This window comes from Polaromonas sp. JS666 (genome assembly GCF_000013865.1).
GTDB lineage: Bacteria > Pseudomonadota > Gammaproteobacteria > Burkholderiales > Burkholderiaceae_C > Polaromonas.
Genome location: NC_007949.1, coordinates 250,940 through 272,694, shown reverse-complemented (window position 1 = coordinate 272,694; position 21,755 = coordinate 250,940). Strand labels below are relative to the sequence as shown.

The following is a 21,755-nucleotide window of genomic DNA, read 5'->3' as shown; positions in this document are numbered from 1 at the left end:
CAATACCGGGTGCTATGGCTTGTAAGTATTAGCATCAAAGTTCGCATGACCTAGTGCACCACAATGCTTAAGTGTCAAAGCCGCCGTTGAATCCAAGGTCTTCTGTTGACCGTCGAAAAAAAATCCCGATCGGCTGTTGGCACTAAACGACACCGAATTGCCGGTCGAAAGAGCTAGCCAGAAAGCTGTCATTGGGCACTTCCAAAACCAGGGTTCCAGATTGCGGCCACCGGTCACAGGCTCCATCGTGCCCGAAGCGGTCCTTTGCCTTAAAGACAACCAGACGTTCGTCGAAGTAACTGAACGGTCAGGAACGGTTGTTCTATCTAACTGTCGCACAGCGGTCGTTCATGGGTGGCGTTTGGCGGTGCCGCCCGTCGCTCGTTAGGTACGTGTGTGCCGTCGAACGACACGGTGCAAATGCCGAACTGCAAACAAGTGTAGTGTCGGTCAGCGCCGTCGTGCCGAGCTACGGCCTGATGATGCGGCTGTATGCTGCCCAGTCGATTGCTGGAACAGTTCCAAGCGACTGAAGGCGTGCAAGCAGGCGAAAAAGAAAGAACATCAACGCGCCCTGCTCCGTGGCGACAAGAAGTTGTCCGTCGTGGAAGTCAAAACAGCCATGCTCAAGCGCGCAGCCGCAGTCGAGCTTCGATGCGTCATCTATTGTCAGGTTGCGCCGAAATGCCTCGCCCAGGCCGTCGACCCAACTTGCCTGAGGCGCCAGGAGTCCTGCAACTATCCTAAACGGCGCCTTCGGCTTGTACACGCCACCTGCGTGCGAAATGGCAACCGACGTGCGGTGCATGCGCCTGACCGATGCTGCCTTTGCCTCTGCGTATTCGATGTACGCTTTGTCGATAGTCGGTTTGCACTCGAACATCGCGTAGACCGCCTCGGCCGGGATGTACCTGTGGTTCTTCTGGTCCAGTAGTGTCGGAGTGAAGTGCCGGTCGAAGACTACGACGTCAATCTGGTCGCTTCTGTTGCCTCGGCTGTCGATGACGATGCCGGTGGCAACATCGTATCGGTTCGGCAGATACGACCTGAACACTTCGAGCCAGTGCTCTTCGTTGACCGAGCCCATCGTGCCCGCATGGCTGATGGAGTGCGAGGCCAGTCCCATCTGCGCACGCAGGTTGGTCTGCACCATGGCGAATGACTCGCGTAGCCAGGACACGTCGTCGTTAGACGCCTGGAGAGCGGTGGGGGTCGTCGGCATCGTGATAGTCATGTTGCTCACCCATCAAGACAAAGGAAACTTCGGGCCGAACAATTGTCGCCAGGCCTTTAATGCATCGCCGTTTAAGCCTCGTTTGGTCAGCTGGATGGCATTGGCCGCGTCGCGGCTCGCTGCTTGAAGCAACTCTTTCGCTCGAACCTTGCGCTGGTCATCCATGCCGTCGCTCACGGGCGAGCCGAGGCCGGCGGGGTCCGGCCACTCGTCGAGCACTCGATCCGCCAACGATGCGAAGAACGCCTGTATTTCGTAGTCGAAGCGCCCTTGCCAGCCGCCGTGCAGGCATTGGAGCGCCATCACCTCGATGAGGAAGGAGGGCTTCACAGGCTTGTCCTTGCCGTGCTTTGCGTTGTTGTTCCAGTATTTGACCATGCGGACTAAGCCTTTCCATTCGTTGGAGAAGGCCTGATGGGCATCGCGAGCTTCCTGCGCGTGGATTTCGGGGTTGGTCTTCATCCACTTGCCGGTGTCGGCATTTGGAATCTCGTAGTCGCCGCCGACCGCAAACGCCGGCACGACGTCGACGCTGACCACGCGATAGTCAGTGTTGTCCTCGGCGTCGATGACGACGCCGAAGTCCACACTGACTGAGCGTCCTTGTTTGCGCACCGCATCCCTGCCGTACTTGTCCACCAGCGCTTTGCAGAAGTCGTCGAGGACCACGTTAGGCGGTTGGTCGCGATATCTCTTGCGCTCCGAATCGGCCAGCACGAAGAAGATATCAATGTCCTTGAGCGGCTTGGTCTTGGTGTATCTGGCGTACGAGCCGGTCAGGAAGTCGCGGTCGACTGCGAAGCGCGCTCGAAGATGCTCCCGTACTTCCGTATGCCGCTTGCTCGCGTTTTGCTTTTCCCGCTCATTGAGTTCAAGACGGCTCTTGAACTTGCGAAAGGCCTCTTCGACGGTCAACATCAGCGGGTCCTCCAATATGCAGCGCTTCCACCCAGGCCGCTGTGGTCGATGGTCGACCCAAGGCTTTGGCGAACCATGCCATCGGTTGCGCGGAACGAGCCCGGCCCCCAGCCTGCCACGTCAGGACGGCCCGGCTTGTTCTTCAACAGGATGTCGTAGCGCGCTTCTGCGGGTGCCACGCCAGCCTTCTTGATGTGGTAGCGGAGTTGATCGGTATCGGTGTAAAACGCCCCGTCGCTGCTGGACCACTGGTAGACGATGTCGATATCCCACCGGAGTACGAGCGAACCGGTAGCCGGGTTGTAGACCTCGAGAACAACTTTCTCCAGGTGTTCACTTTCGAGCCAGGTCTTGATGGCACGGTGCGTGCTGTCCCATTCATCAGTGAGCTTGGTCGGATCCATGCCGCTGAGGCGAATGATGTCCTTCAAGCTCTTGAGCACGTTGTCTGCGACGTAGGTGACAGAATGGGTGTATGAGTAGGCTGCTACGGTAGTCATGACTTCATAAACCCCTCGGCATCCAAGACGAACTCATTGCCCGCGGCGGCCTGCGCCTTCTGTTCAACCTCGATGCCGGAGTCTTTGTCTCGAGCAACGACGCGGCTACTGCTCTTCTTAAGCGCCGCTTGCACCCAGGCCAAGTCCTCCTCGGTGACCGGCAGCGAGACCTGCCAGTCGCCTTTCAACGCGTCGAAGCCCAGCTTGGCTTCGTTGCTGTTGGAGTCGTCCAGAGCATCGTCGTCATAACTGCAGTAAATTCGAGTGCGTGGACCGTCGCAGGTCACTACGATAGGGCTCTCGCGAGGCCCTTGGTCAGCAATGACGCTGCTCGCCACCCCAGCAACCTTCAACAATTCCTGCCGCTTTCCTGCGTCGTTACCGCCATTAGTCAGTAGGTCAACGATGGCTGCCCATGTGGCCGAAGCGTCGCGATGCGGAATGCTGCGAAAATCCCGTCGTGATACTGTGCTCATGGGCGGTCTCCCTTGCTGGCCGCGCGGCTATGCTGAGCGAGTTTTGCTGCGGCAAGCAAGTCCGCAATGGTGAGCTTGTTAGGGTCCATGGCGGTCTCTTTTCGCATGGCAAGCGCATTGACCACGAGCTTTCGCAGGGTTCGGCCGTCGAGACCGGCCGTGGAACGTGCGAGGCTCTCGAGGTCCTTGCTGTCTGCCAGGTTTGCGATCGAGGGAAATGTCTCGCCAACCCCCACAAGGCATTGCCGCAAGATTTGGCGCGAGGCCTCGGCCCCGGGCGGCGGCACTTCCATGACGAGGTCGCAGCGGGATGTGAATGCACCGTCGATGGCCTGAGGGAAGTTGCTCGTGGCGAGGAACAGGAGCTGCGGGTGGGTGCTGGCGAGCGCATCCAGCTGTACAAGCACCGCGTCGGTCGCGCGATGGATGTCGACCGGGTTGGCTTCCAGGCTCATGCGGGTCCGGTCGGCCGCCAGAGTTTCCACCTCGTCGAGTAATACGATGGTGGGACCGCTCGCCGCTTGCTCGGCAATGGACTGCGAGAACAGTTCGCCAACAGCGCGTTGCGTTTTCCCCATTGCGGAACTCGTCAAGGCGTGAGGGTCAACCTCAACCAAACGAAACGCTGGCCCCTTCAGAAGCGATGCGACGGTGCTTGCGAGTCCGCGAGCGAGCGAGGTCTTGCCGGTTCCGGGTGGTCCGACAAGCAATATGACTCCGTGCAGCGGCAGGACGCTGCGCTCCACCTTGGGTCTCAAGGTGTAGTTCAGCACCGCTTGCGAAAGCAGGCGTTCCTTCACGCTATCTTCAACGATGATGCTGTCCCAAAGCGCCGCCAGCTCGGGGTCTGGTAGCGCTCTGACGGACTGAATTCCGCGAGGCAGGTCATGGGACTGCACCAGATGCAAGGGAGAAGGCCTTGTTGTTTTCATACGAACTGCTCCAGACGGTTAGGGCTTGCGGTGGTTGAAGAGGACTGGTCGGTGGGCATACCAGGGAGGCCTTTGGTCGTCGCCTTCGACTGGACAGCCGGGAGCGTATGGTGTACCTTGACAGAGATGATGTGGATGGGCATGTTGCCCCTCGCCAGTTCTTGAAGGTGACTCAGTTCAGCAGAGGTCCACTGCTTACCGTTGTTCTTCGATTCCATGGAATGCTCCATTTGTGAGATGGCTATAGACTAACAGAAAGTTCGGAATAGCGATTTTGCCATCCACTCAAAATACTCGGGTATTCCATATAAAAAGTTCGGTATAGCAGTATGATGTTAGGCTTTTCAATAAGGTGCCAAATTCGATGGCCACAAAACTCGGCGAAAAGATTCGTTCTTACCGGACCAAGAAAGGGTTGACCCTTGAGGCCCTCGCCCATCAGGCGGGTTTGAGCAAGAGCTACCTGTGGGAACTGGAAAACCGCGAGTCACAGCGGCCGTCCGCCGAGAAATTGCAGGGTATCGCCGACGTGCTGGGCGTAGACGTTTCGTTCTTCGTTGATGATTCGGTCGACAACCCGCAGGAAGCGCATCGAGACAAGCAATTTTTTCGTAATTTCTCGAAGCTCGATGAGGATTCAAAAGAGCAGTTGCGCCGCATACTTGAGACGTTTAGAAAGCCGAATTGAGCGTTATGGCCGTAGGAGACAACTTCAATCCGAGCAGTGCAGCCATCCGACTCACTCATTGGCTCGATGCGGCGGAAGCTGCAGGTCTTGAGCGATTCCCCGTTGCGGTAGATAAGTTGGCGCTCGACGTTGGTCAGACGCTGAAGTGGCCGGACCCGATAGTGGAGGTGAGAGCGGCGAACCTACCAATGTTCGAAGGGGGTCTCTTCCACATCAAAGAACGCCGCGGGTGGGCGCTCCTGTACAACGAGCAACTTGGGTCGCCTGGTCGGGTGCGGTTTACTCAGGCGCACGAGCTCGGGCACTACCTGCTTCATAGGCAGCAGCAGGAAGCTTTCGAATGCTCCGAGGCCGACATGGTCCACTGGGGGCCCAACCAAAAGGCGCTGGAGTCGCAGGCTGACGAGTTTGCGTCGAACTTGCTGATGCCAATGAAGCAGTTCCGGGTTTGCATGACGGGCCACGCCATAGATTTCGAGATGTTGTCGGAGGCCTCGACGAAGTTCGGCGTATCTCTAACCGCGACGTGTCTGAGATGGATTCTCTCTACCGAGGAGAGCGCCGTGCTCGTGCTGTCGCGGGACGGCTTCATCGACTGGAGCGTTTCGTCTGACAAGGCCCGAATGAACGGTGCTTTCATCAGGACCCGGGGTCGCGTGGTCGAACTACCAATGCAATCGCTAGCGGCCGAAAAAACAATGGAATCTTGTCGCCTAGGTCGGCGCGTCAGCCTGAACACATGGTTTGAGCATGCGCATCCTGACGCCGTCGCTCGAGAGATGAAGCTCGTGTGTGACAACTATGGGTACACCTTATCGTTGCTGCACCTGTCCCGCGGTGACAAGGTTTGGGCGCCTCGGGAGTGGGGTGTATAACGAGTCCGAGTTGGCGTTCGTACTCGCCACATTCGACGCGCAACCTCAATGAAAACCGCCGGCTTATCATGCTGCGCCGCTTGTCGAGCGTCAGCTTTACTCAGAAGTGACTGGCTGCTATCGGTCGCCGGCATCGAACGACGGGTATTGGTCGGTTTCGGGTCTTGCCAGTAGCGAACTCAACGCCATATTGCAGGCATTCAAGCGCCGGATCTCAGTGACCGCTTTGGAGGAGGCAGTTCCAAAAGCTGTATGTCTGGAGCCAGTCTTGAAGAGTCAGTGGTCAGAGTGTTGTGCAAGATTTCGCGTGAATGCCAGGTACAGACTGACTGCCGTCATACAGCTTTTCGATCTGCTTGCTCCAGACCGGCCACTCAGGGCTACAGGCTTTTGGTCAGCAATACGGCCGTGATTTCGATGGATCCGGCACCCGCCATCGACCAATAGGAGACATCTGGGCAGTGATCGTTGGACGGGGTTTCATTTGAACTCGAATCTGGAAAAACTTTGGCATTGTTGGGACGCAATGGGGTTGGTAAAACAACCCCGATCGCCTCACTGATGCCCTCGCGCTAGAGGTCCGATGCACCTTGGACCTGAAGCACCATGCCTCTAGGAGGCCGTAGCTCCGCCACTCACCGGGCCACGCGATGTCAGACGGATGCCATTCGGGTTCGCGCCAGCGCTCGGCGTCGTGGCGCCCCTCTCCCGCAGGCTTTGGAGGCCCGCGGATATTCGAATGCGCTGACTGCTCAGCTTCGCGCTTTGCCCCCAACCAAACGGATGCCTGGCATCAGCTCGGCGACGAGTTCCGGGCGCTCCAGCGCGTAGTCGAGATTCATGCGTGCGATCTCGACATGCTCTTCTCCCAGCGCCTGCGCGCGCGAGCCTTGACCACGCTCGATGGCTTGCACCAGCGCATGGTGCGTGCGGTGCGCCTGTTTCATCCATTCGTGCCCCTCTTCGATCGACGACTGCATAGGCAACATGGCGCTGGGTGAGGCGAAGGGCTGGCCGGCGAGCATGTCCATCACACGCTGCAGCGCGACATTGCCACACCCCTGCATGATCAGTTTGTGGAAGCGGTCGTTCATCTCGACATAGGCCGCATAGTCGTCCAGATTCATGTCGACCTTGTTGACCGCTTTGTCGCCGTCGTCGAGGCATTCGTGCAGGTCGCGCAGCAACTGGCGCGACGCGCCATCTTCTGCCAGCAAGCGGGCCGCGAAGCCTTCAACAACGCCGCGCACGCGGATCGCGTCAGCGATCTCCTGCGAGGTGAAGCGGCGCATCTGGTAACCGCCACTCGGCGACTGTTCGATCAAGCCCTCGTGTTCCAAGCTGGCGAGCGCCAGACGCACGGGCGTGCGCGAAGCACCGAGCTTTTCCGCCAGCGGTATCTCCGCCAACCGCTCACCGGGCACGAATTCACCCTTGAGGATCAAGTCTCGGAGTTGCACCAGCACACGGGATTGTTGGGAGTCCATCGGTTTTTGTAGAGCGGAGGATTTACCGATTGTAGGGAAAAGCAGTGGAGCTGCACGCAACACTGCAAAATGGTCAAATCGTTGCATACAATGAAATGGCGGCACTCATTTATCCGCCACGAAACGTGATTTCACGCGCCAATATTTAGGTATTTACCCTAGTTTTTACGTTTATTTTGCTGTTTTATCGCGAAAAAATTTGACTAACATCAGCGCCACATAAAATAATGCATGCCACTGCATACAATAAATTTCCTGCCCGTTACCTTTGATGGAGTACCTATGATCAGCGCCGAACAAAACGATTTCATTACCCGGGTAGGCCCCGGTACCCCGGCAGGCAAGCTGCTGCGCCGCTACTGGCAGCCCGTGGCGCTGGCCGATGACCTGACCGGCCCACGCCCGGTGAGGCCAGTACAACTGATGGGGCAGCATTTCGTGCTGTTTCGCGACGAGAGCGGCAAACTCGGCATGCTCGACCGGGATTGCCCACACCGCGGTGCCGACCTGGCATTCGGCCGGCTTGAAAACGGCGGCCTGCGCTGTTCTTTCCACGGCTGGCTGTTCGATGCCAAAGGCAGCTGCCTCGAAACCCCCGCTGAACCCGCCAGCAGCAAGCTCTGCAGCCGCGTCAAGCAAGGCGCCTACCCGGTGATCGAGCGCGCCGGCACCGTGTTTGCGTATATCGGCGAGGGCGAGCCGCCGGCGTTCCCCGAGTTCGACTGCTTCGTGGCACCTGACTCGCACACCTTCGCATTCAAGGGTCTGTTCGAATGCAACTGGCTGCAGGCGCTGGAGGTCGGCATCGACCCGGCCCATGCCTCCTACCTGCACCGCTTCTTCGAGGACGAGGACACGTCCGAGAGCTACGGCAAGCAGTTCCGCGGCGCGTCGGCCGACTCCGACATGCCGATCACCAAGGTGCTGCGCGAGTACGACCGGCCCGAAATCAGCGTCGACCCGACCGACTACGGTATGCGCTTGACCGCATTGCGCAAGCTCTCCGAGACCAGCACCCACGTGCGCGTGACCAACCTTGTGTTTCCACAGGCGTTCGTGATCCCGATGAGCGCCGAGATGACGATCTCGCAGTGGCACGTGCCGGTCGACGACACGCATTGCTATTGGTATGCCATCTTCACCAGCTTCACCGGCCCGGTGGACAAGCAGCAGATGCGCGACCAGCGCCTGAAGCTCTACGAGCTGCCCGACTACACCTCGCGCAAGAACAAGCGCAACAACTACGGCTACAGCATCGACGAGCAGCTGACCGAAACGTACACCGGCATGGGCGACGACATCAACGTGCACGACCAGTGGGCCATCGAGTCGCAGGGACCAATCCAGGATCGCACGCGTGAACACTTGGGCAGTACCGACAAGGGCATCGTCGCGTACCGTCGCATGCTGGTAAAGGCGATCGATAGCACGCTGGCCGGCGAAAGCGCCCCCATGATTATCGACGCCGCGCAAGCTGGCGCGCTCACCGGCCCGCCGTCGATCGACGGCATAGCGAAAGCAGGCAGCGCAGATGGCTACTGGCAAAGCGCCGATCGCGAGCGCCGCCTCAAATCGGACTGGGCTTCCGCCCGTCTCACAGCTTAAGAACGGCCATACGACATGAGCACATTTGTAGACCGTCACGGCCTCTGGTCCGAGGACCAACTGAAGCAGGCCCGCGACCTGGTTCATCGCATTGACGCCGGCGAGATTGATGTGGTCCGCTTCGCCTGGCCCGACCAGCACGGATTGCTGCGCGGCAAAACCTTGGTTGCGAGCGAAGCCCGCGCCGCGCTGTGGGATGGCGTAAACCTTACCTCTACGCTGTTGGCGAAAGACACCTCTCACCAAACCGTCTTTCCCGTATTCGCCGCTGGCGGCGGTTTCGCAATCGAAGGCTTCCAGGGGGGCGCCGATTTCACGGTCGTGGCGGACCCTTCAACTTTCAAGGTGCTGCCGTGGACGCCGCGCACCGGCTGGGTCCTATGTGACGCGTACATGCCCGATGGAAAACCCTGTCCCTACGCTACGCGGCAGATCCTGCAGCGCGCCGTTCGCCAACTCGGGGAGATAGGACTGAACTTCATCGCCGGTCTCGAAGTCGAATTCCATGTCTTCAAACTTGAAGACGCGCGCATGGGTCTTGGCGATTCGGGCCAGCCCGGCGAGCCGCCACGCGTGTCGCTGCTGTCGCACGGTCATCAGTATCTGACCGAGCTGCGCTACGATCGCGTCGATGCGGTGATGGAATTGTTGCGCTCGCAACTTCTTGCGCTTGGGCTACCGTTGCGCTCGCTGGAGGTCGAATACGGCCCGAGTCAGTTCGAGCTGACGTTCGGCCCGACTGCTGGCGTGCTGCCCGCCGACACGATGGTGCTGTTGCGCAGCGCCATCAAGCAGATCTGCCAGCGCGCCGGCTACCACGCCACCTTTATGTGCCGTCCGCGTATTCCGAACGTAATGTCGAGCGGTTGGCACCTCCACCAGTCGCTGACTCGCAAGAGTGATGGAGTTAACGCTTTCATGCCCGAAGTAGCCGGACAGGTCCTGAGCGACATCGGCTTGCACTACCTCGGCGGCCTGAAGCAGCATGCCTGCGGCGCGGCGGTGCTGGCTAGTCCAACCATCAACGGCTATCGCCGCTATCGGCCCTTCTCGCTAGCGCCCGACCGCGCGATCTGGGCGCGCGACAACCGCGGCGCAATGCTGCGCGTGCTGGGTGGCGTCGGTCAAACCGCGACACGCATCGAGAACCGGGTGGGCGAACCGACCGCAAATCCCTATCTCTACCTCGCGTCACAGCTTTTCTCGGGGCTAGACGGCATTCGTAAGAAAACGAATCCCGGGCCATCTGCAGATGCACCTTATGAAACGCCGGCCGAAAGTTTGCCTCGCTCGTTGGGCGACGCACTCACCTGTTTGCGTAAGGACGAGATGCTGAACGAACAGATGGGTAAGACCTTTGTCGATTACCTGTGTGACATCAAAGAAGCGGAGATTGCGCGATTCAACCTGGAAGTCAGCGAGTGGGAACACCGCGAATACTTCGACATGTTCTGACTAAACCATCATGCCCATGATCCACTATATCCTCAAAGACGGCAGCATTCGCAGCGTCGAAGCCAAGATCGGCTCGAGCGTCATGGAGAACGCTGTCCGCAGCAACATCCGGGGCATCGATGCCGAATGTGGTGGCTCCTGTTCGTGCGCGACTTGCCACATTTACGTCGACGACGCCTTCATCAACCGCCTTCAGCCGCCCGACGACATGGAGAACGAACTACTCGATGGCGTCGCCTCCGCACGCCTGACCAGCAGTCGCTTGAGCTGTCAGATCACAGTGACCGCCGATCTGGATGGCCTGACCGTCCGCGTTCCAGAGGCACAAAGCTAATGACAAACGCCAAACCCCTAGTGATCGTCGGCGCTTCCTATGCAGGCGTCCAGATCGCCGCCAGTGCACGCGAACTCGGCTTCGCGGAGCGTATCGTCATCGTCGGCGAGGAAGTCCACGCACCTTACCAACGCCCGCCGCTGTCGAAGGGCATGCTGACCGGGAAGACGACGATCGACCAGCTGCCATTGCGCGGCCCAGATTTCTTTGAGCAGAACGAGATCGAGCTTTTGCTCGGACGTCGCGCTGAAGTAATGGACGTCGGCGGACGCACCGTGAGGTTGGACGATGGTGCCACGCTCGAATACAGCTGGCTCGCCCTGGCCACCGGTGCGCGCTGCAGGTCGTTCACGCTGCCGGGTTCGAAGCTCGAAGGCGTGTTCAATCTGCGCACGCTCGATGATGCGCTGCGCGTCGCCGATGCCGCAGACCGCGCCCAGCGTGCCTGCGTGATCGGCGGCGGATTCATTGGGCTCGAAGTCGCCTCGGCGCTGCACTCACGCGGCGTCGACGTCACGGTGATCGAAGCGCAGCCTCGTCTGCTTATGCGCAGCCTCCCGACCAGGATGGCGGCCTACGTCGAACATGCGCACCGACTGCGCGGCACCGACCTATTGACAGGCCGCGGCGTACGTGCGCTGCACGGCGAACAGGGGCGCGTGGCCTCGGTAGAGCTCGATGACGGCATGCGCATCGATTGCGACCTGGTCGTACTCGGTATCGGCGTACAACCGAACGCCGAGATGGCGCAGCAGGCCGGGATCGCTATCGACAACGGAATCGTTGTCGACATGCTTGGGCGGACCTCCGCACCGCATGTGCTTGCCGCAGGCGATGTCGCCAACATGGCACTGCCGGCTGCGCCCGGCGCACCGGCGCGCATGCGATTCGAATCCATCCAGGCAGCCAACGACGGCGCGAAAGCCGCCGCGTCGCTGATGGTCGGGTGCGCACAGCCCTGCGTCGCCGTACCTTGGTTCTGGAGCGACCAGTTCAATCTCAAGTTCCAGATGGCCGGACTGCCCCTGCCCGGCGACGACGTTGTGCTGCGCGGCGACATGGCGACCGACCGCTTCAGCGTGTTCTATCTGCGCGACGGCACGCTGGTGGCTGCGCACTCTGTGAACAAGCCATCCGAGCACATGCAGAGCCGAAAGCTGATCGGCGCACGCGCGCAATTCACTGCCTACCAGCTCGCTGACGAATCCTTTGACCTCAAAAAAAGTGGCGCCCACTGATCCGGGGTCCGGAGACGGATGAATTCCGCTCAGGCGCACTGGCACAACCTTTTTTTAACCACCTTACCTGCCGGTCACCCGGCTTTACCGAATGGAGCTCCCACGATGATGATGAAGAAAAATCTGGTTGCCAGCTTGACGCTGGCCTGCCTCGGCGCCCTCGGCGTGATGAGCGCCGTGCAAGCCGCCGACGAGCCGCTTCGCATCGGCCTGATCGCGACCTATTCGGGTCCCTATGCCGACTACGGACGCCAGTTCGACGCCGGCGTGGCGCTCTATCTCAAGGAACACGGCGGTAAAATCGCCGGCCGAACGGTAGAGATCATCAAAAAGGATACCGGTGGTCCAGCACCGGACGCGGCCAAGCGAATCGCGCAGGAGCTGGTGGTGCGCGATAAGGTGAGCTTCCTCACCGGCCTGGACTTCAGCCCTAACGCATACGCAGTCGGCGCGATCGCGACGCAGGCGAAGATTCCCACCATCGTGATGAACGCCGCCTCCTCGGCCATCACGACCAGCTCGCCCTACGTCGCACGCCTGTCGTTCACCGTGCAGCAGGTCACGGACCCGATGGCGCGTTGGATGCTCAAGCAGGGCGTGAAGGACGCCTACACCGTAGTCGCCGACTACGCCTCGGGCGTAGATGCCGAGACCGCTTTCAAGAAAGCCTTCACCACCGGCGGCGGCAAGGTCTCGGGCGAAGTGCGCACGCCGATGAACAACCCCGATTTCTCGGCTTACGTCCAGCGCATCAAGGACGCCAAACCGCAGGCCGTATTCTTCTTCTTTCCCTCCGGGGTGATGCCACCGGCCTTCCTCAAGGTTTGGAAGGAACGCGGCATGGAGGAGGCTGGCATAAAGCTTTTCGCGACCGGCGAAGCCACTGACGACAGCTACCTCGGCACCACTGGTGACGTCGCGTTGGGCCTGATCACCAGCCACCACTATTCGTATGCCCATCCTTCCCCGAAGAACCAGAAGTTCGTCAAGGACTTCGCCGCTGATTTGGGCGCAGCGCTGCGACCAAGCTATTTTTCTGTCACGGCCTACGACGCGATGCAAGCCATCGAACTCGCTCTCGCCAAGACAAAGGGTGACGTGTCGGGCGACAAGGTCATGGAGGCACTCAAGGGCCTGAGCTTCGAGAGCCCACGCGGTCCGATCCAGATCGATCCAGTGACGCGCGACATCGTGCAGACGGTCTACATCCGCAAGACCGAGCGGGTTAAGGGAGAACTCGTGAACGTCGAGTTCGACAAATTTGAACGCATCAAGGATCCCGCCAAAGAAGTCAAGTAGTCAAGCAACCGATCGACGGACGCCGGACTCACTGCGCCATCGGCAGATACAGAATCTATATGCAAATCGTAATCTTCGACGGAGTGGCCTTCGGCATGCTCCTGTTTCTTATCGGAGTTGGTTTGTCCATCACGATGGGCCTCATGAACTTCGTCAACCTCGCGCACGGCACGTTTGCGATGGTGGGCGGCTACGCCGCGAGCGCATTAATGAACCGCTTCGGCATGGACTTCTTTCCATCGCTGGCAGCCGCCTTCGTCGCGGCCGCGTTGGCCGGAGCGGTGCTTGAGTTCTTCTTCTACCGGCGGCTCTATCGCGCGCATCCACTCGACCAGGTCCTCCTGTCGATCGGTATCGTGTTCGTCTCGGTCGCGGTCTTCACATACTTCTTCGGTCCAACGATGCAACCCTTCAGCCTGCCGCCCATTCTGGACGGACGGGTATCGCTGCTGGGCCTCGAAGTCGGTCGTTATCGCCTTTTCCTGATCTTGTGCGGCGTGCTGGTGCTCGCCTGCATGCTCTTGGTGCTTGGCAAGACGCGCTACGGCGCGATGGTGCGGGCCGCAGTGGACAACCAGCGCGTCGCGGGCGGCACCGGCATCCACGTGCAGCGGCTCTTCTTCTTGACCTTTTCCCTCGGCTGCGGCCTTGCTGGCCTGGGCGGAGCGCTGAGCCTCGGCATGCTGGGTCTTGAGCCCTCGTTCCCCCTCAAGTACCTCGTGTATTTCTTGATCGTCGTGTGCGTCGGTGGTGCCGGAACTATCACCGGCCCCTTCGTGGCCGCACTGCTGGTCGGCGTCATCGACGTTGCCGGCAAGTACTACTTGCCGGAAGCCGGCGCCTTTCTCATCTATGTCGTCATGATCATCATGTTGCTGGTGCGCCCGAACGGCATCATTCCACGCAAGGGTCTCGCATGAAACCAATTCCTATATCCCCGGCTCGTCTGCGTGCGGTTGAGGTCGTCTTCTGGCTCGCGCTGGGCGCCAGCTTCTTCCTGCTGCCGGACAAGCTCACGTTGATGAGCCAGATCATGATCTTCGGGCTCTTCGCGGTTTCGCTCGACATGGCCCTGGGATACGCGGGCATCATCACCGTGGGCCATGCAGCCTTCTTCGGGGCCGGCGCGTATGCTGCCGGGCTGCTGGCCAAGCACGGCTGGAGCGAACCCTTCAGCGGCCTGTTGCTAGCGCTCCTGGTGTGCACAGCGCTCGGCTACGCGCTGAGCTACCTGGTCGTGCGCGGCGCCGATCTCACGCGACTCATGATCACTATCGGTGTCTGCGTGCTGCTGGCTGAATTGGCCAACCGGTTGGCGCCTATCACCGGTGGCTCGGACGGCCTGCAAGGCGTGACGATCGCCCCGGTCTTCGGCATTTTCGAGTTCGACCTGTTCGGCAGGACGGCGTTCGTCTACGCATACTGCATTGTGCTGGTCATGTTCCTCGGCGTTCGGTTGGTGCTGCGTTCGCCCTTCGGGCTCACGCTGCGCGGCATTCACGACAGCCGCAAGCGCATGCTCGCGATCGGCTCGCCGGTCGATGCGCGCTTGCGCATGGCGTATGCACTTTCCGCAGGCGTCGCTGGCATTGCGGGTGCGCTGCTCGCACAGACCACGCAGTTTGTCGGCCTCGAATCGATTGGCTTCAACAGATCCGCAGAAGTAATGATCATCCTTGTGCTGGGTGGAACCGGCCGCCTTTACGGCGGGCTCATCGGCGCGATCGTCTACATGCTGGTGCACGACTGGTTTGCCAATCTCAATCCTGAGTTCTGGATGTTCTGGCTCGGCATCTTCCTTATCTCCGCTGTCATGCTGGGCCGCGGCGGGGTCATGGGCGCGCTGTCGCGCTTCGTGAAGATCGGGAGGGCGTCATGAGCAGTGTTGCGCTCCACACCCGGGGGCTGGGAATTTCCTTTGGCGCGTTCCGCGCGGTCAACAACGTCAACCTGACTCTCGAGCCCGGTGCGCGTCAGGCCCTGATCGGCCCCAATGGCGCTGGCAAGACGACGCTGATCAACCTGCTGACGGGCGTCTTCAAACCCACCAGCGGCACGATCCATATGGGCGATCGGGAGCTCACCTCGCTGTCGGCTGACAAGCGCGCACGCTTGGGCCTCGCGCGTACCTTTCAGATCAACACACTGTTTCCCAGCCTCACACCACTGTTGTCAGTGGTGCTCGCGATCAGCGAACGCGAAGGCCTGGGTGCGGTTTGGTGGCGTCCGCTGATGCGCAACAAAGCGCTGTTCGATGAGGCGCACGCACTGCTCGGACGGCTCAAGCTCGACGCGCTCGCCGACGTGCCGGTCGCCGAACTCGCCTACGGCAAGCAGCGACTGCTGGAGATCGCCCTAGCGATGGCTGCCCGCCCACGCATCCTGCTACTCGACGAGCCCGCCGCAGGCGTACCCGAAGACGAGAGCGGCGAGCTCTTCGAAGCCATTGACGAACTACCGCAGGACATCAGTATCCTGTTCATCGAACACGATATGAACCTGGTTTTCCGCTTTTCGCGGCGCATCTCGGTGCTGGTGGCAGGCCAGATCCTGACCGAAGGAACCCCCGCCGAGATTGGCACCGACCCGCGCGTGCGCGAGGTCTACCTCGGCCACGCAGGAGCTGTCCATGTCTGAAATGCTTGCTTTTGACCAAGTCGTCGCGGGCTACGGAAACGCCGTCGTGCTCGACCGCCTGAGCTTCTCGCTGGCCCAAGGCAGCAGCCTCGCCATTCTGGGACGAAACGGCGTGGGTAAGACCACGCTGATCGAAACGCTGATGGGCAACACGCGTGTGATGCGCGGCGCCATCCGCTGGTGCGGCGAAGACATCACACGCTGGTCGGCCCACCGCCGTGCACGCACCGGGTTGGGCTGGGTGCCACAGGAGCGCGAGGTGTTTCCGTCGCTGACCGTGGAAGAGAACCTCACCGTGATCGCACGGCCGGGTACATGGAACTTGAGGCGCGTCTACGAATTTTTTCCACGGCTTCGAGAACGTCGCGGCAACTACGGAAACCAGCTGTCAGGTGGCGAACAGCAGATGCTCGCTATCGGCCGTGCATTGATGACCAACCCGAGGCTCCTGCTGCTCGACGAACCCATGGAAGGCCTCGCGCCCATCATCGTCGAGGAGCTCGCCAAGTCGATTCGCCATCTTTGCGAGAGCGAAGGTTTGTCCTCGATCGTGGTTGAGCAGCACCCGGTGCTTGCGCTCGAAATGACCCACCATGCCATTGTCCTGGAGCGAGGAACGGTCGTTCACTCTGGGGCGAGTGCGGAGCTGGCGGAAGACGGCAGACTGCTCGGCGGTTTACTTGGAGTTGGAATGGTCGATGACCCTGTCGCCGAGGTCACCGCAGCATGAAGGCCGCAATTGACGACCGCCTTAAGGTAGCTCTTGCCGGAAGTTTTGAATGAAGCCAATTGCCATCTTGCAACACACGAAGATCGGTGCGCCCGGCGCCATTGTACCCATCCTCGAGAGCCTGGGCCGCAAGATCCATTTGGTGAAAGTCTTTGATACGGCGCCGATTCCGGTAGACGCATCCGCCTTTGCCGGCCTCGTGTTCCTCGGTGGATCAATGGGCGTCCACGATCCCTTGCCCTGGATTGCACTGGAGTTGGAGCTCATCAGGCAGGCTGACAACATAGGTTTGCCGATCGCCGGCCACTGCCTTGGGAGCCAGCTCGTCGCGCTCGCTTTAGGCGGAATCGTCCGGAAGCACGGTCGACCAGAGATTGGATGGGGTCGTATCCAGCCGGAGCTCACCTCCACAGCGTACGAGTGGTGGGGTCGCTACGCAACCCATGCTATCGAAACCTTCCAATGGCATCAAGATACGTTCGTGCCGCCAGCCGGCGCTGAGCGCATTGCAACCAATGAGCATTGCGAGAACCAGGTTTTCGTGATTCGCGATCGCCACCTTCTCGTGCAGTCGCACCTGGAGATGACGCCTGATTTGGTGGAGCGCACTTTCGAAAAAAATCACGCCCAGCTCGAGCGGCAGCTCGCACAAGGCAATCCGGCCGCACAGCGTCCCAACGAAATGCTTCAGGACCTAGCTAACCGCACGCGGCAAATGAATAAAGTACTTCTTCACCTGTACGCGCGCTGGATTCGCGGCTGCTCGGACTAACAGTCACCGTTTTTTTCATACCCATTCCACTACTGAAGAGGCGACCTAATTGTGAGCATGCATCGAAGCCGTGGCCCCGCAATTCGTTGGGTTCTGGTCGCCGCGCTGAGTTACATGCTGCCCACGGTTCAGGCCGCATCGTGCGTGGCTGGAAACCCGCTTCGGGTGGTGCAATCCATCGATCTATCTGGCCCACAGCGCTGGGTCGGAGTGGAGTATGCAGAGGGCGCGCAGTTGCTCCTTCGCCGCGTCACCCGCAACGGAGGGGTTCATGGAAAAACCGTCGACATGGCGGTGACCGACGACAAGTTCGATCCTAAGCAGACGGCAGCCAACGTGGGCGCGGCCACAATGTCCAGCGTCTGCGCCGTCTTTGGAACCATGGGCACCGGTCATACAATGGCGGCCATAGAAGCAGCTGGAAATGTACCGGTAGTGGCACCTCTCACCGGAACCGCCGCAGTGCGCAAGCCTATGGACGGCAAGGCTTTCTTCGTGCGAGGGACATACAACGACGAGGTTAGGGTTAGGGCCATTATCCGGCATGCCAAGGCGGTAGGCCTCACCCGATTCGCCCTGGTCGTACCAAGCGATAGTTTTGGCTCACCGGTCATCCCTGTATACCGCGATGCCGTCGAGAAAGAGGGTGGGAAAGCGTCGCACTGCTGTCAGTGCCCTCAGTCAACACCACGGAGTTTGGACAGGTGGTGGAGGCACTGTGGGCTGCAAAGCCTGACGTCGTGATTGCCTACCTCTCGCAGACTTCCCCAGAATTCATCGCAGCGTATCGGCAGGCGGGCCTTGCCGCACAGGTCTACCCTCAGGGGTGCAGTCCATTCAGCTGAGTTGGGGATGCGGACAAAAACTTGGACTACCAGGAGGTAGTTCATGTGTTCGTACGAAGACAGGATTCGAGCGGTCGAGCTCTACATCAAGCTCGGCAAACGCGTGAGGCCAACCATCCGTCAGCTGGGTTACCCAACCAAGAATGCTTTGAAGGGCTGGTACCGGGAATATGAGCAACGGATCGATTTGCCGGTGGGCTATGCGGGCCGGGAACCCAAGTACTCGCAGGCGCAGAAGGAGGCAGCTGTTGAGCACTACCTCACTCACGATCGATGCATTGTCGCTACCATGAGGGCGCTGGGCTACCCCGGTCGTGGGACATTGACCGCTTGGGTTCGCGAGGCGCTTCCTGAGAGCAGGAAAGCCGTAGTTGGCAGCGTTGGGCGCCGAAGGTATCCCGAGTCGATGAAGCAGGCCGGGGTCATCGAGCTTTGCACCCGACGAGAAACTGCGCAGGCTGTGGCTGAAAAATTAGGCGTGTGCAGGCCGACGTTGTACAACTGGAAGAACCAGCTACTTGGCCGTGAGGCTCCCGCATCCATGAAACACAGCAACAACTCACCGCCAATGCCCGAACGGGCGGAGCTGGAGCGCCAGCTCGAATCACTACAACGCGACATCCGGCAACTGCAGCTCGAACGCGATCTCTTGAAGAAGGCCAATGAAATAATAAAAAAAGGCCTGGGCGTCGATCTGCAACTCCTGACCAACCGGGAGAAGACATTGCTGGTTGGCGCCCTCAATGAGCTCTATGCCCTGCCAGAGCTCCTTGCTCAGTTGGACCTGGCGCGCAGCTCGTACTTCTACCATCGAGCCCGTGTAAAGGTGGCAGACAAGTACCTTGCAGTGCGGCAAACCCTCACCGACATCTTCGAGCTGAACCACCGCTGTTACGGCTACCGCAGGCTGCAGGCTTCGTTGACCAGGCAGCGCGTCACCATCTCTGAGAAGGTCGTGCAGCGGTTGATGAAACAAGAGAGCTTGGTCGTTGCCAAGCCTAAGCGGCGTCGGTACGGCTCCTACCTGGGCGAAATCAGCCCAGCGCCCGAGAACCTCATCAATCGCGACTTCCACGCAGCGGCCCCGAACGAGAAGTGGCTCACCGACATCACAGAGTTCCAGATCCCGGCCGGCAAGGTGTATCTATCGCCTATCATCGACTGCTTCGATGGCCTGGTCATCAGCTGGACCATTGGGATGCATCCCGACGCTGAGCTCGTCAACACGATGCTGGATGCAGCCATCGAGACGGTGGCCGGCGGCAATGACCGGCCCGTCGTCCACTCCGATCGTGGCGCCCACTATCGCTGGCCGGGCTGGCTCTCGCGGATCGGAGATGCGAAGCTCATTCGCTCGATGTCGCGCAAGGGGTGTTCGCCTGACAACGCTGCATGCGAAGGCTTCTTCGGACGGCTGAAAACGGAACTGTTCTACCCTCGGGACTGGAAGACCACTACCATTGAGCAGTTCATTGAGGTAGTCGATTCCTACATCCGCTGGTACAACGAGAAGCGGATCAAGATCTCTCTTGGCTCTCTTAGCCCCATCGAATACCGAGAGAGTCTTGGATTTACGGCATAAACCAGTCCAAGTTTTTGTCCGCATCCCCCCGGGGTCAAGATTGGATGGAAATCAACAAGACCGACAATAAATGTGGAAGACAGCACCGCTCGCCCTCGCCAAGTCTTCATGGACGAACGCTGATGACCGTCTTCCCCGCGCGCCGCTTGGTCGAGTTGAAGGCGGCGATGGCATCGTCGAGGGTCGAGACGGTGCCGATGTTCGTCCGCAGTCGCCCGTCCCGCACCCGCTGGACGATCTCGGTCAGTTGGGCACGATCAGACTCGACAACGAAGTCGATCGCCCGGCCGTCTTCGGGCCGCGCCTCCGACGGTCCGACGACGGACACCAGCGTTCCGCCGGCTCGAATCAGGCGCGCGGACCGCTTGCCGATCTCACCGCCGATGACATCGAACACCAGATCGACGCCACCAACGTCTTCCAGCGTGTCGCTGTCGAGGTCGATAAACTCTTGCGCGCCGAAGTCGAGCGCCTTCTGACGGTCGGCCGCGCGTCCGGTGCCGATGACGTGGGCGCCGGCCTCTCGCGCGAGCTGCGTCACCATCGAACCGACCGCGCCAGCCGCGCCGTGCGCGATGACGCTCTGCCCCGCCCGAAGGCGGCCGTGCTCGAACAGTCCTTGCAACGCGGTGAGCCCCGAGATCGGCAGGCTCGCGCCCACTGTGAAGTCAACGTCGCCCGGCAGCGGCGCGAGGTTCCGGGCCTCGATCGCCACGTACTCGGCCAGGGTGCCGTCGCGATGCCAGTCCGCGAGGCCAAACACTCGCTGACCTATCGACAGTCCCGTTGTGCCGTAACCGAGGGCGCTGACCACTCCAGCCAGCTCATGGCCGGGGATCGACGGTGTTCGGTCGCGGTCACTGCGATCGGTCCAGGTCGAGGGCCACTCCAGCTCGGTCGGGACGAATCCCGATGCATGAATCTGAACGATAACGTCGTTTATCGCTGCCTGCGGCTCGGGCCGCTCTACCAGCGTCATCCCGGCCGTTCCCGCCGCCTGGTCTGTTACAACTATCGCTTTCATGGGAAATCTCCTTGATCGTTTGTAGCTTAGGAAATCTTTTCGTCGTGAGCATTCCCGTCGTTGCGGATGCCGATACGTTGTTTCCGGCTACGACGCGCGGCCTGCTCATCTACCTCGACTATCGAGGTCTGATCAAGCTGCACTGGTCACCACGCCAGATTTACGAACCAAACATTTCAGCTGTAGCAGCCCTCAGACACTTAATGAAGTTTTTACAGGCCGGACTTACGTCTTTGTCCGCACGTATCGAAAAACCAACATCCCCAAAATTAACCGTATTAGGCAAATCCAAAGTGACAAGCAAACCTACTTCTACGAATTGCAATGCGGCCGCCCGCGGCATTATCGCGATCAAGTTACCCTCGAGCAATAAACCAATATTGGTTAGCATCGAAAGCGACTTCACATGATGCGGAGGGAGCGTAAGCCCCTCGCTATAGAACATCTTTTCCACAGCGTTATGCGTGTAAGACTCATCGAGTGGAAAAATCCATTCCTCCTGAATCAGATCGAAAAGTTTCAGATTTTTTTGTTCAGCCATAGGATGATTCAGGCCCACCACGATAGCAAATGATTCTTGAAAAAGCATCTCATGCGACAGTGGAAATGCGTGCGCCAGGGGCAATTCCTTTTCAGGTAGACGCCCGACGACGACATCGAGATCTCCAGTAGCAAGCGCCGGGAACATCTGCGCGGTGGTTCCTTCTTTTACGGTGATGGACACCCCAGGCGTCATCTGCCTAAGCTTGAAGATAGCTCGCGGCAATAATCTTGCAGACGCAGATATCAGAGTACCTACGATTACATGCCCCGCCTCTCCAGTCCTGAAAGCATTGACCTCCTCGGTCATATACCTGGTTTCCGCGATCAGGGATTTGACCCGACGCCCCAACATGACCCCGAAATCTGTAGGCGTCACTCCGCGATTGGAACGCTCGAACAGCGGAGCACCGAAAAAAGATTCCAGGTCATAAATTGCCTTGGTGACTGCTGGTTGGGTTAGTCCCATCGCGTTGGCGGCACGCACAAACGAGCCCGATTCCAGCACCAACTCAAAAATCATTAACTGGTTGAATTTAAGCTTGCGGCTGAGGGTGATGGTTGAAATCGGCAAGGCAGTCATG

Annotated in this window: 23 protein-coding genes and 1 pseudogene; 15 read left to right on the top strand and 9 right to left on the bottom strand. The window is 59.7% G+C overall.

What is annotated here, in order from left to right; all coding sequences use genetic code 11:
• Nucleotides 1–469 precede the first annotated feature (469 nt).
• Genes BPRO_RS25830 through BPRO_RS25805 form a run of 6 tightly spaced genes read right to left on the bottom strand, consistent with a single transcriptional unit; the run spans nucleotide 470 to nucleotide 4,278 of the window.
• Nucleotides 470–1,234 (bottom strand): DUF6602 domain-containing protein, encoded by a 765-nt coding sequence (locus BPRO_RS25830; RefSeq protein ID WP_011486012.1) that lies wholly within the window; start codon nucleotides 1,232–1,234, stop codon nucleotides 470–472.
• A 12-nt stretch (nucleotides 1,235–1,246) separates the two neighbouring features.
• Nucleotides 1,247–2,152 (bottom strand): CBASS oligonucleotide cyclase, encoded by a 906-nt coding sequence (locus BPRO_RS25825; protein WP_011486011.1) that lies wholly within the window; start codon nucleotides 2,150–2,152, stop codon nucleotides 1,247–1,249.
• Nucleotides 2,152–2,652, bottom strand: coding sequence for a hypothetical protein (locus tag BPRO_RS25820; protein ID WP_011486010.1), 501 nt, complete (start codon nucleotides 2,650–2,652; stop codon nucleotides 2,152–2,154). The genes BPRO_RS25825 and BPRO_RS25820 overlap by 1 nt, the downstream gene beginning before the upstream one ends.
• On the bottom strand, nucleotides 2,649–3,128 hold the full coding sequence (locus BPRO_RS25815; protein WP_011486009.1) for a hypothetical protein: 480 nt from the start codon (nucleotides 3,126–3,128) through the stop codon (nucleotides 2,649–2,651). The genes BPRO_RS25820 and BPRO_RS25815 overlap by 4 nt, the downstream gene beginning before the upstream one ends.
• Complete coding sequence (locus BPRO_RS25810; RefSeq protein ID WP_011486008.1) at nucleotides 3,125–4,060, bottom strand: AAA family ATPase; 936 nt, start codon at nucleotides 4,058–4,060, stop codon at nucleotides 3,125–3,127. Before BPRO_RS25810 ends, BPRO_RS25815 begins: the two co-directional genes overlap by 4 nt.
• Nucleotides 4,057–4,278, bottom strand: coding sequence for a hypothetical protein (locus tag BPRO_RS25805; protein WP_157046021.1), 222 nt, complete (start codon nucleotides 4,276–4,278; stop codon nucleotides 4,057–4,059). The genes BPRO_RS25810 and BPRO_RS25805 overlap by 4 nt, the downstream gene beginning before the upstream one ends.
• A gap of 146 nt (nucleotides 4,279–4,424) precedes the next feature.
• On the opposite strand from BPRO_RS25805, the gene BPRO_RS25800 reads away from it, so the two are divergent.
• From BPRO_RS25800 to BPRO_RS29005, 3 genes and pseudogenes are all read left to right on the top strand, one after another.
• The gene (locus tag BPRO_RS25800; RefSeq protein WP_011486007.1) at nucleotides 4,425–4,748 is read left to right on the top strand and encodes a helix-turn-helix domain-containing protein; all 324 of its coding nucleotides are present in this window, start codon (nucleotides 4,425–4,427) and stop codon (nucleotides 4,746–4,748) included.
• Between the two features lie 5 nt (nucleotides 4,749–4,753).
• The gene (locus tag BPRO_RS25795; RefSeq protein ID WP_041390469.1) at nucleotides 4,754–5,623 is read left to right on the top strand and encodes an ImmA/IrrE family metallo-endopeptidase; all 870 of its coding nucleotides are present in this window, start codon (nucleotides 4,754–4,756) and stop codon (nucleotides 5,621–5,623) included.
• 468 nt (nucleotides 5,624–6,091) lie between these two features.
• Nucleotides 6,092–6,187: pseudogene (locus BPRO_RS29005) on the top strand (ATP-binding cassette domain-containing protein); the annotation flags it as partial.
• A gap of 188 nt (nucleotides 6,188–6,375) precedes the next feature.
• Here the strand turns inward: BPRO_RS29005 and BPRO_RS25790 are convergent.
• Entirely contained in the window at nucleotides 6,376–7,110 is a 735-nt protein-coding gene (locus BPRO_RS25790; RefSeq protein ID WP_041390467.1) for a GntR family transcriptional regulator, read from the bottom strand.
• Nucleotides 7,111–7,392: 282 nt separating this feature from the next.
• On the opposite strand from BPRO_RS25790, the gene BPRO_RS25785 reads away from it, so the two are divergent.
• The 12 genes from BPRO_RS25785 to BPRO_RS25730 all read left to right on the top strand — a co-directional run bounded on the left by BPRO_RS25785 (nucleotide 7,393) and on the right by BPRO_RS25730 (nucleotide 19,607).
• Nucleotides 7,393–8,715 carry an aromatic ring-hydroxylating dioxygenase subunit alpha gene (locus BPRO_RS25785; protein WP_011486004.1) on the top strand — a complete coding sequence of 441 codons (1,323 nt, stop codon included), beginning with the start codon at nucleotides 7,393–7,395 and terminating at the stop codon, nucleotides 8,713–8,715.
• A 15-nt stretch (nucleotides 8,716–8,730) separates the two neighbouring features.
• Complete coding sequence (locus BPRO_RS25780) at nucleotides 8,731–10,170, top strand: glutamine synthetase family protein (RefSeq protein ID WP_011486003.1); 1,440 nt, start codon at nucleotides 8,731–8,733, stop codon at nucleotides 10,168–10,170.
• A 10-nt stretch (nucleotides 10,171–10,180) separates the two neighbouring features.
• Nucleotides 10,181–10,504, top strand: coding sequence for a 2Fe-2S iron-sulfur cluster-binding protein (locus tag BPRO_RS25775; protein WP_011486002.1), 324 nt, complete (start codon nucleotides 10,181–10,183; stop codon nucleotides 10,502–10,504).
• On the top strand, nucleotides 10,504–11,742 hold the full coding sequence (locus BPRO_RS25770; protein WP_011486001.1) for an NAD(P)/FAD-dependent oxidoreductase: 1,239 nt from the start codon (nucleotides 10,504–10,506) through the stop codon (nucleotides 11,740–11,742). Before BPRO_RS25775 ends, BPRO_RS25770 begins: the two co-directional genes overlap by 1 nt.
• A 105-nt stretch (nucleotides 11,743–11,847) precedes the next feature.
• Nucleotides 11,848–13,041, top strand: coding sequence for an ABC transporter substrate-binding protein (locus BPRO_RS25765; RefSeq protein ID WP_011486000.1), 1,194 nt, complete (start codon nucleotides 11,848–11,850; stop codon nucleotides 13,039–13,041).
• 59 nt (nucleotides 13,042–13,100) lie between these two features.
• Nucleotides 13,101–13,961 carry a branched-chain amino acid ABC transporter permease gene (locus tag BPRO_RS25760; protein ID WP_041390466.1) on the top strand — a complete coding sequence of 287 codons (861 nt, stop codon included), beginning with the start codon at nucleotides 13,101–13,103 and terminating at the stop codon, nucleotides 13,959–13,961.
• The gene (locus tag BPRO_RS25755; protein WP_011485998.1) at nucleotides 13,958–14,920 is read left to right on the top strand and encodes a branched-chain amino acid ABC transporter permease; all 963 of its coding nucleotides are present in this window, start codon (nucleotides 13,958–13,960) and stop codon (nucleotides 14,918–14,920) included. The genes BPRO_RS25760 and BPRO_RS25755 overlap by 4 nt, the downstream gene beginning before the upstream one ends.
• On the top strand, nucleotides 14,917–15,678 hold the full coding sequence (locus BPRO_RS25750) for an ABC transporter ATP-binding protein (protein ID WP_011485997.1): 762 nt from the start codon (nucleotides 14,917–14,919) through the stop codon (nucleotides 15,676–15,678). Before BPRO_RS25755 ends, BPRO_RS25750 begins: the two co-directional genes overlap by 4 nt.
• Nucleotides 15,671–16,408 (top strand): ABC transporter ATP-binding protein, encoded by a 738-nt coding sequence (locus BPRO_RS25745; protein WP_011485996.1) that lies wholly within the window; start codon nucleotides 15,671–15,673, stop codon nucleotides 16,406–16,408. The genes BPRO_RS25750 and BPRO_RS25745 overlap by 8 nt, the downstream gene beginning before the upstream one ends.
• 49 nt (nucleotides 16,409–16,457) lie before the next feature.
• Nucleotides 16,458–17,180 carry a type 1 glutamine amidotransferase gene (locus tag BPRO_RS25740; RefSeq protein ID WP_011485995.1) on the top strand — a complete coding sequence of 241 codons (723 nt, stop codon included), beginning with the start codon at nucleotides 16,458–16,460 and terminating at the stop codon, nucleotides 17,178–17,180.
• Nucleotides 17,181–17,237: 57 nt separating this feature from the next.
• The gene (locus tag BPRO_RS31010) at nucleotides 17,238–17,924 is read left to right on the top strand and encodes an ABC transporter substrate-binding protein (protein WP_369794728.1); all 687 of its coding nucleotides are present in this window, start codon (nucleotides 17,238–17,240) and stop codon (nucleotides 17,922–17,924) included.
• A 144-nt stretch (nucleotides 17,925–18,068) separates the two neighbouring features.
• The gene (locus BPRO_RS25730; protein ID WP_011485993.1) at nucleotides 18,069–19,607 is read left to right on the top strand and encodes an IS3 family transposase; all 1,539 of its coding nucleotides are present in this window, start codon (nucleotides 18,069–18,071) and stop codon (nucleotides 19,605–19,607) included.
• 106 nt (nucleotides 19,608–19,713) lie between these two features.
• Here BPRO_RS25730 and BPRO_RS25725 read toward each other — a convergent pair whose 3' ends face one another.
• Both BPRO_RS25725 and BPRO_RS25720 read right to left on the bottom strand, forming a co-directional pair.
• The gene (locus tag BPRO_RS25725) at nucleotides 19,714–20,631 is read right to left on the bottom strand and encodes an NADP-dependent oxidoreductase (protein ID WP_011485992.1); all 918 of its coding nucleotides are present in this window, start codon (nucleotides 20,629–20,631) and stop codon (nucleotides 19,714–19,716) included.
• 160 nt (nucleotides 20,632–20,791) lie between these two features.
• Nucleotides 20,792–21,754 carry a LysR family transcriptional regulator gene (locus BPRO_RS25720; protein ID WP_011485991.1) on the bottom strand — a complete coding sequence of 321 codons (963 nt, stop codon included), beginning with the start codon at nucleotides 21,752–21,754 and terminating at the stop codon, nucleotides 20,792–20,794.
• Nucleotide 21,755: the final 1 nt, after the last annotated feature.

Excerpts from the sequence above, each read along its gene's own strand:
- BPRO_RS25830 (WP_011486012.1), bottom strand. The coding sequence starts at position 1,234 with ATGACTATCACGATGCCGACGACCCCCACCGCTCTCCAGGCGTCTAAC.
- BPRO_RS25825 (WP_011486011.1), bottom strand. The coding sequence starts at position 2,152 with ATGTTGACCGTCGAAGAGGCCTTTCGCAAGTTCAAGAGCCGTCTTGAA.
- BPRO_RS25820 (WP_011486010.1), bottom strand. The coding sequence starts at position 2,652 with ATGACTACCGTAGCAGCCTACTCATACACCCATTCTGTCACCTACGTC.
- BPRO_RS25815 (WP_011486009.1), bottom strand. The coding sequence starts at position 3,128 with ATGAGCACAGTATCACGACGGGATTTTCGCAGCATTCCGCATCGCGAC.
- BPRO_RS25810 (WP_011486008.1), bottom strand. The coding sequence starts at position 4,060 with ATGAAAACAACAAGGCCTTCTCCCTTGCATCTGGTGCAGTCCCATGAC.
- BPRO_RS25805 (WP_157046021.1), bottom strand. The coding sequence starts at position 4,278 with ATGGAATCGAAGAACAACGGTAAGCAGTGGACCTCTGCTGAACTGAGT.
- BPRO_RS25800 (WP_011486007.1), top strand. The coding sequence starts at position 4,425 with ATGGCCACAAAACTCGGCGAAAAGATTCGTTCTTACCGGACCAAGAAA.
- BPRO_RS25795 (WP_041390469.1), top strand. The coding sequence starts at position 4,754 with ATGGCCGTAGGAGACAACTTCAATCCGAGCAGTGCAGCCATCCGACTC.
- BPRO_RS25790 (WP_041390467.1), bottom strand. The coding sequence starts at position 7,110 with ATGGACTCCCAACAATCCCGTGTGCTGGTGCAACTCCGAGACTTGATC.
- BPRO_RS25785 (WP_011486004.1), top strand. The coding sequence starts at position 7,393 with ATGATCAGCGCCGAACAAAACGATTTCATTACCCGGGTAGGCCCCGGT.
- BPRO_RS25780 (WP_011486003.1), top strand. The coding sequence starts at position 8,731 with ATGAGCACATTTGTAGACCGTCACGGCCTCTGGTCCGAGGACCAACTG.
- BPRO_RS25775 (WP_011486002.1), top strand. The coding sequence starts at position 10,181 with ATGCCCATGATCCACTATATCCTCAAAGACGGCAGCATTCGCAGCGTC.
- BPRO_RS25770 (WP_011486001.1), top strand. The coding sequence starts at position 10,504 with ATGACAAACGCCAAACCCCTAGTGATCGTCGGCGCTTCCTATGCAGGC.
- BPRO_RS25765 (WP_011486000.1), top strand. The coding sequence starts at position 11,848 with ATGATGATGAAGAAAAATCTGGTTGCCAGCTTGACGCTGGCCTGCCTC.
- BPRO_RS25760 (WP_041390466.1), top strand. The coding sequence starts at position 13,101 with ATGCAAATCGTAATCTTCGACGGAGTGGCCTTCGGCATGCTCCTGTTT.
- BPRO_RS25755 (WP_011485998.1), top strand. The coding sequence starts at position 13,958 with ATGAAACCAATTCCTATATCCCCGGCTCGTCTGCGTGCGGTTGAGGTC.
- BPRO_RS25750 (WP_011485997.1), top strand. The coding sequence starts at position 14,917 with ATGAGCAGTGTTGCGCTCCACACCCGGGGGCTGGGAATTTCCTTTGGC.
- BPRO_RS25745 (WP_011485996.1), top strand. The coding sequence starts at position 15,671 with ATGTCTGAAATGCTTGCTTTTGACCAAGTCGTCGCGGGCTACGGAAAC.
- BPRO_RS25740 (WP_011485995.1), top strand. The coding sequence starts at position 16,458 with ATGAAGCCAATTGCCATCTTGCAACACACGAAGATCGGTGCGCCCGGC.
- BPRO_RS31010 (WP_369794728.1), top strand. The coding sequence starts at position 17,238 with ATGCATCGAAGCCGTGGCCCCGCAATTCGTTGGGTTCTGGTCGCCGCG.
- BPRO_RS25730 (WP_011485993.1), top strand. The coding sequence starts at position 18,069 with ATGTGTTCGTACGAAGACAGGATTCGAGCGGTCGAGCTCTACATCAAG.
- BPRO_RS25725 (WP_011485992.1), bottom strand. The coding sequence starts at position 20,631 with ATGAAAGCGATAGTTGTAACAGACCAGGCGGCGGGAACGGCCGGGATG.
- BPRO_RS25720 (WP_011485991.1), bottom strand. The coding sequence starts at position 21,754 with ATGACTGCCTTGCCGATTTCAACCATCACCCTCAGCCGCAAGCTTAAA.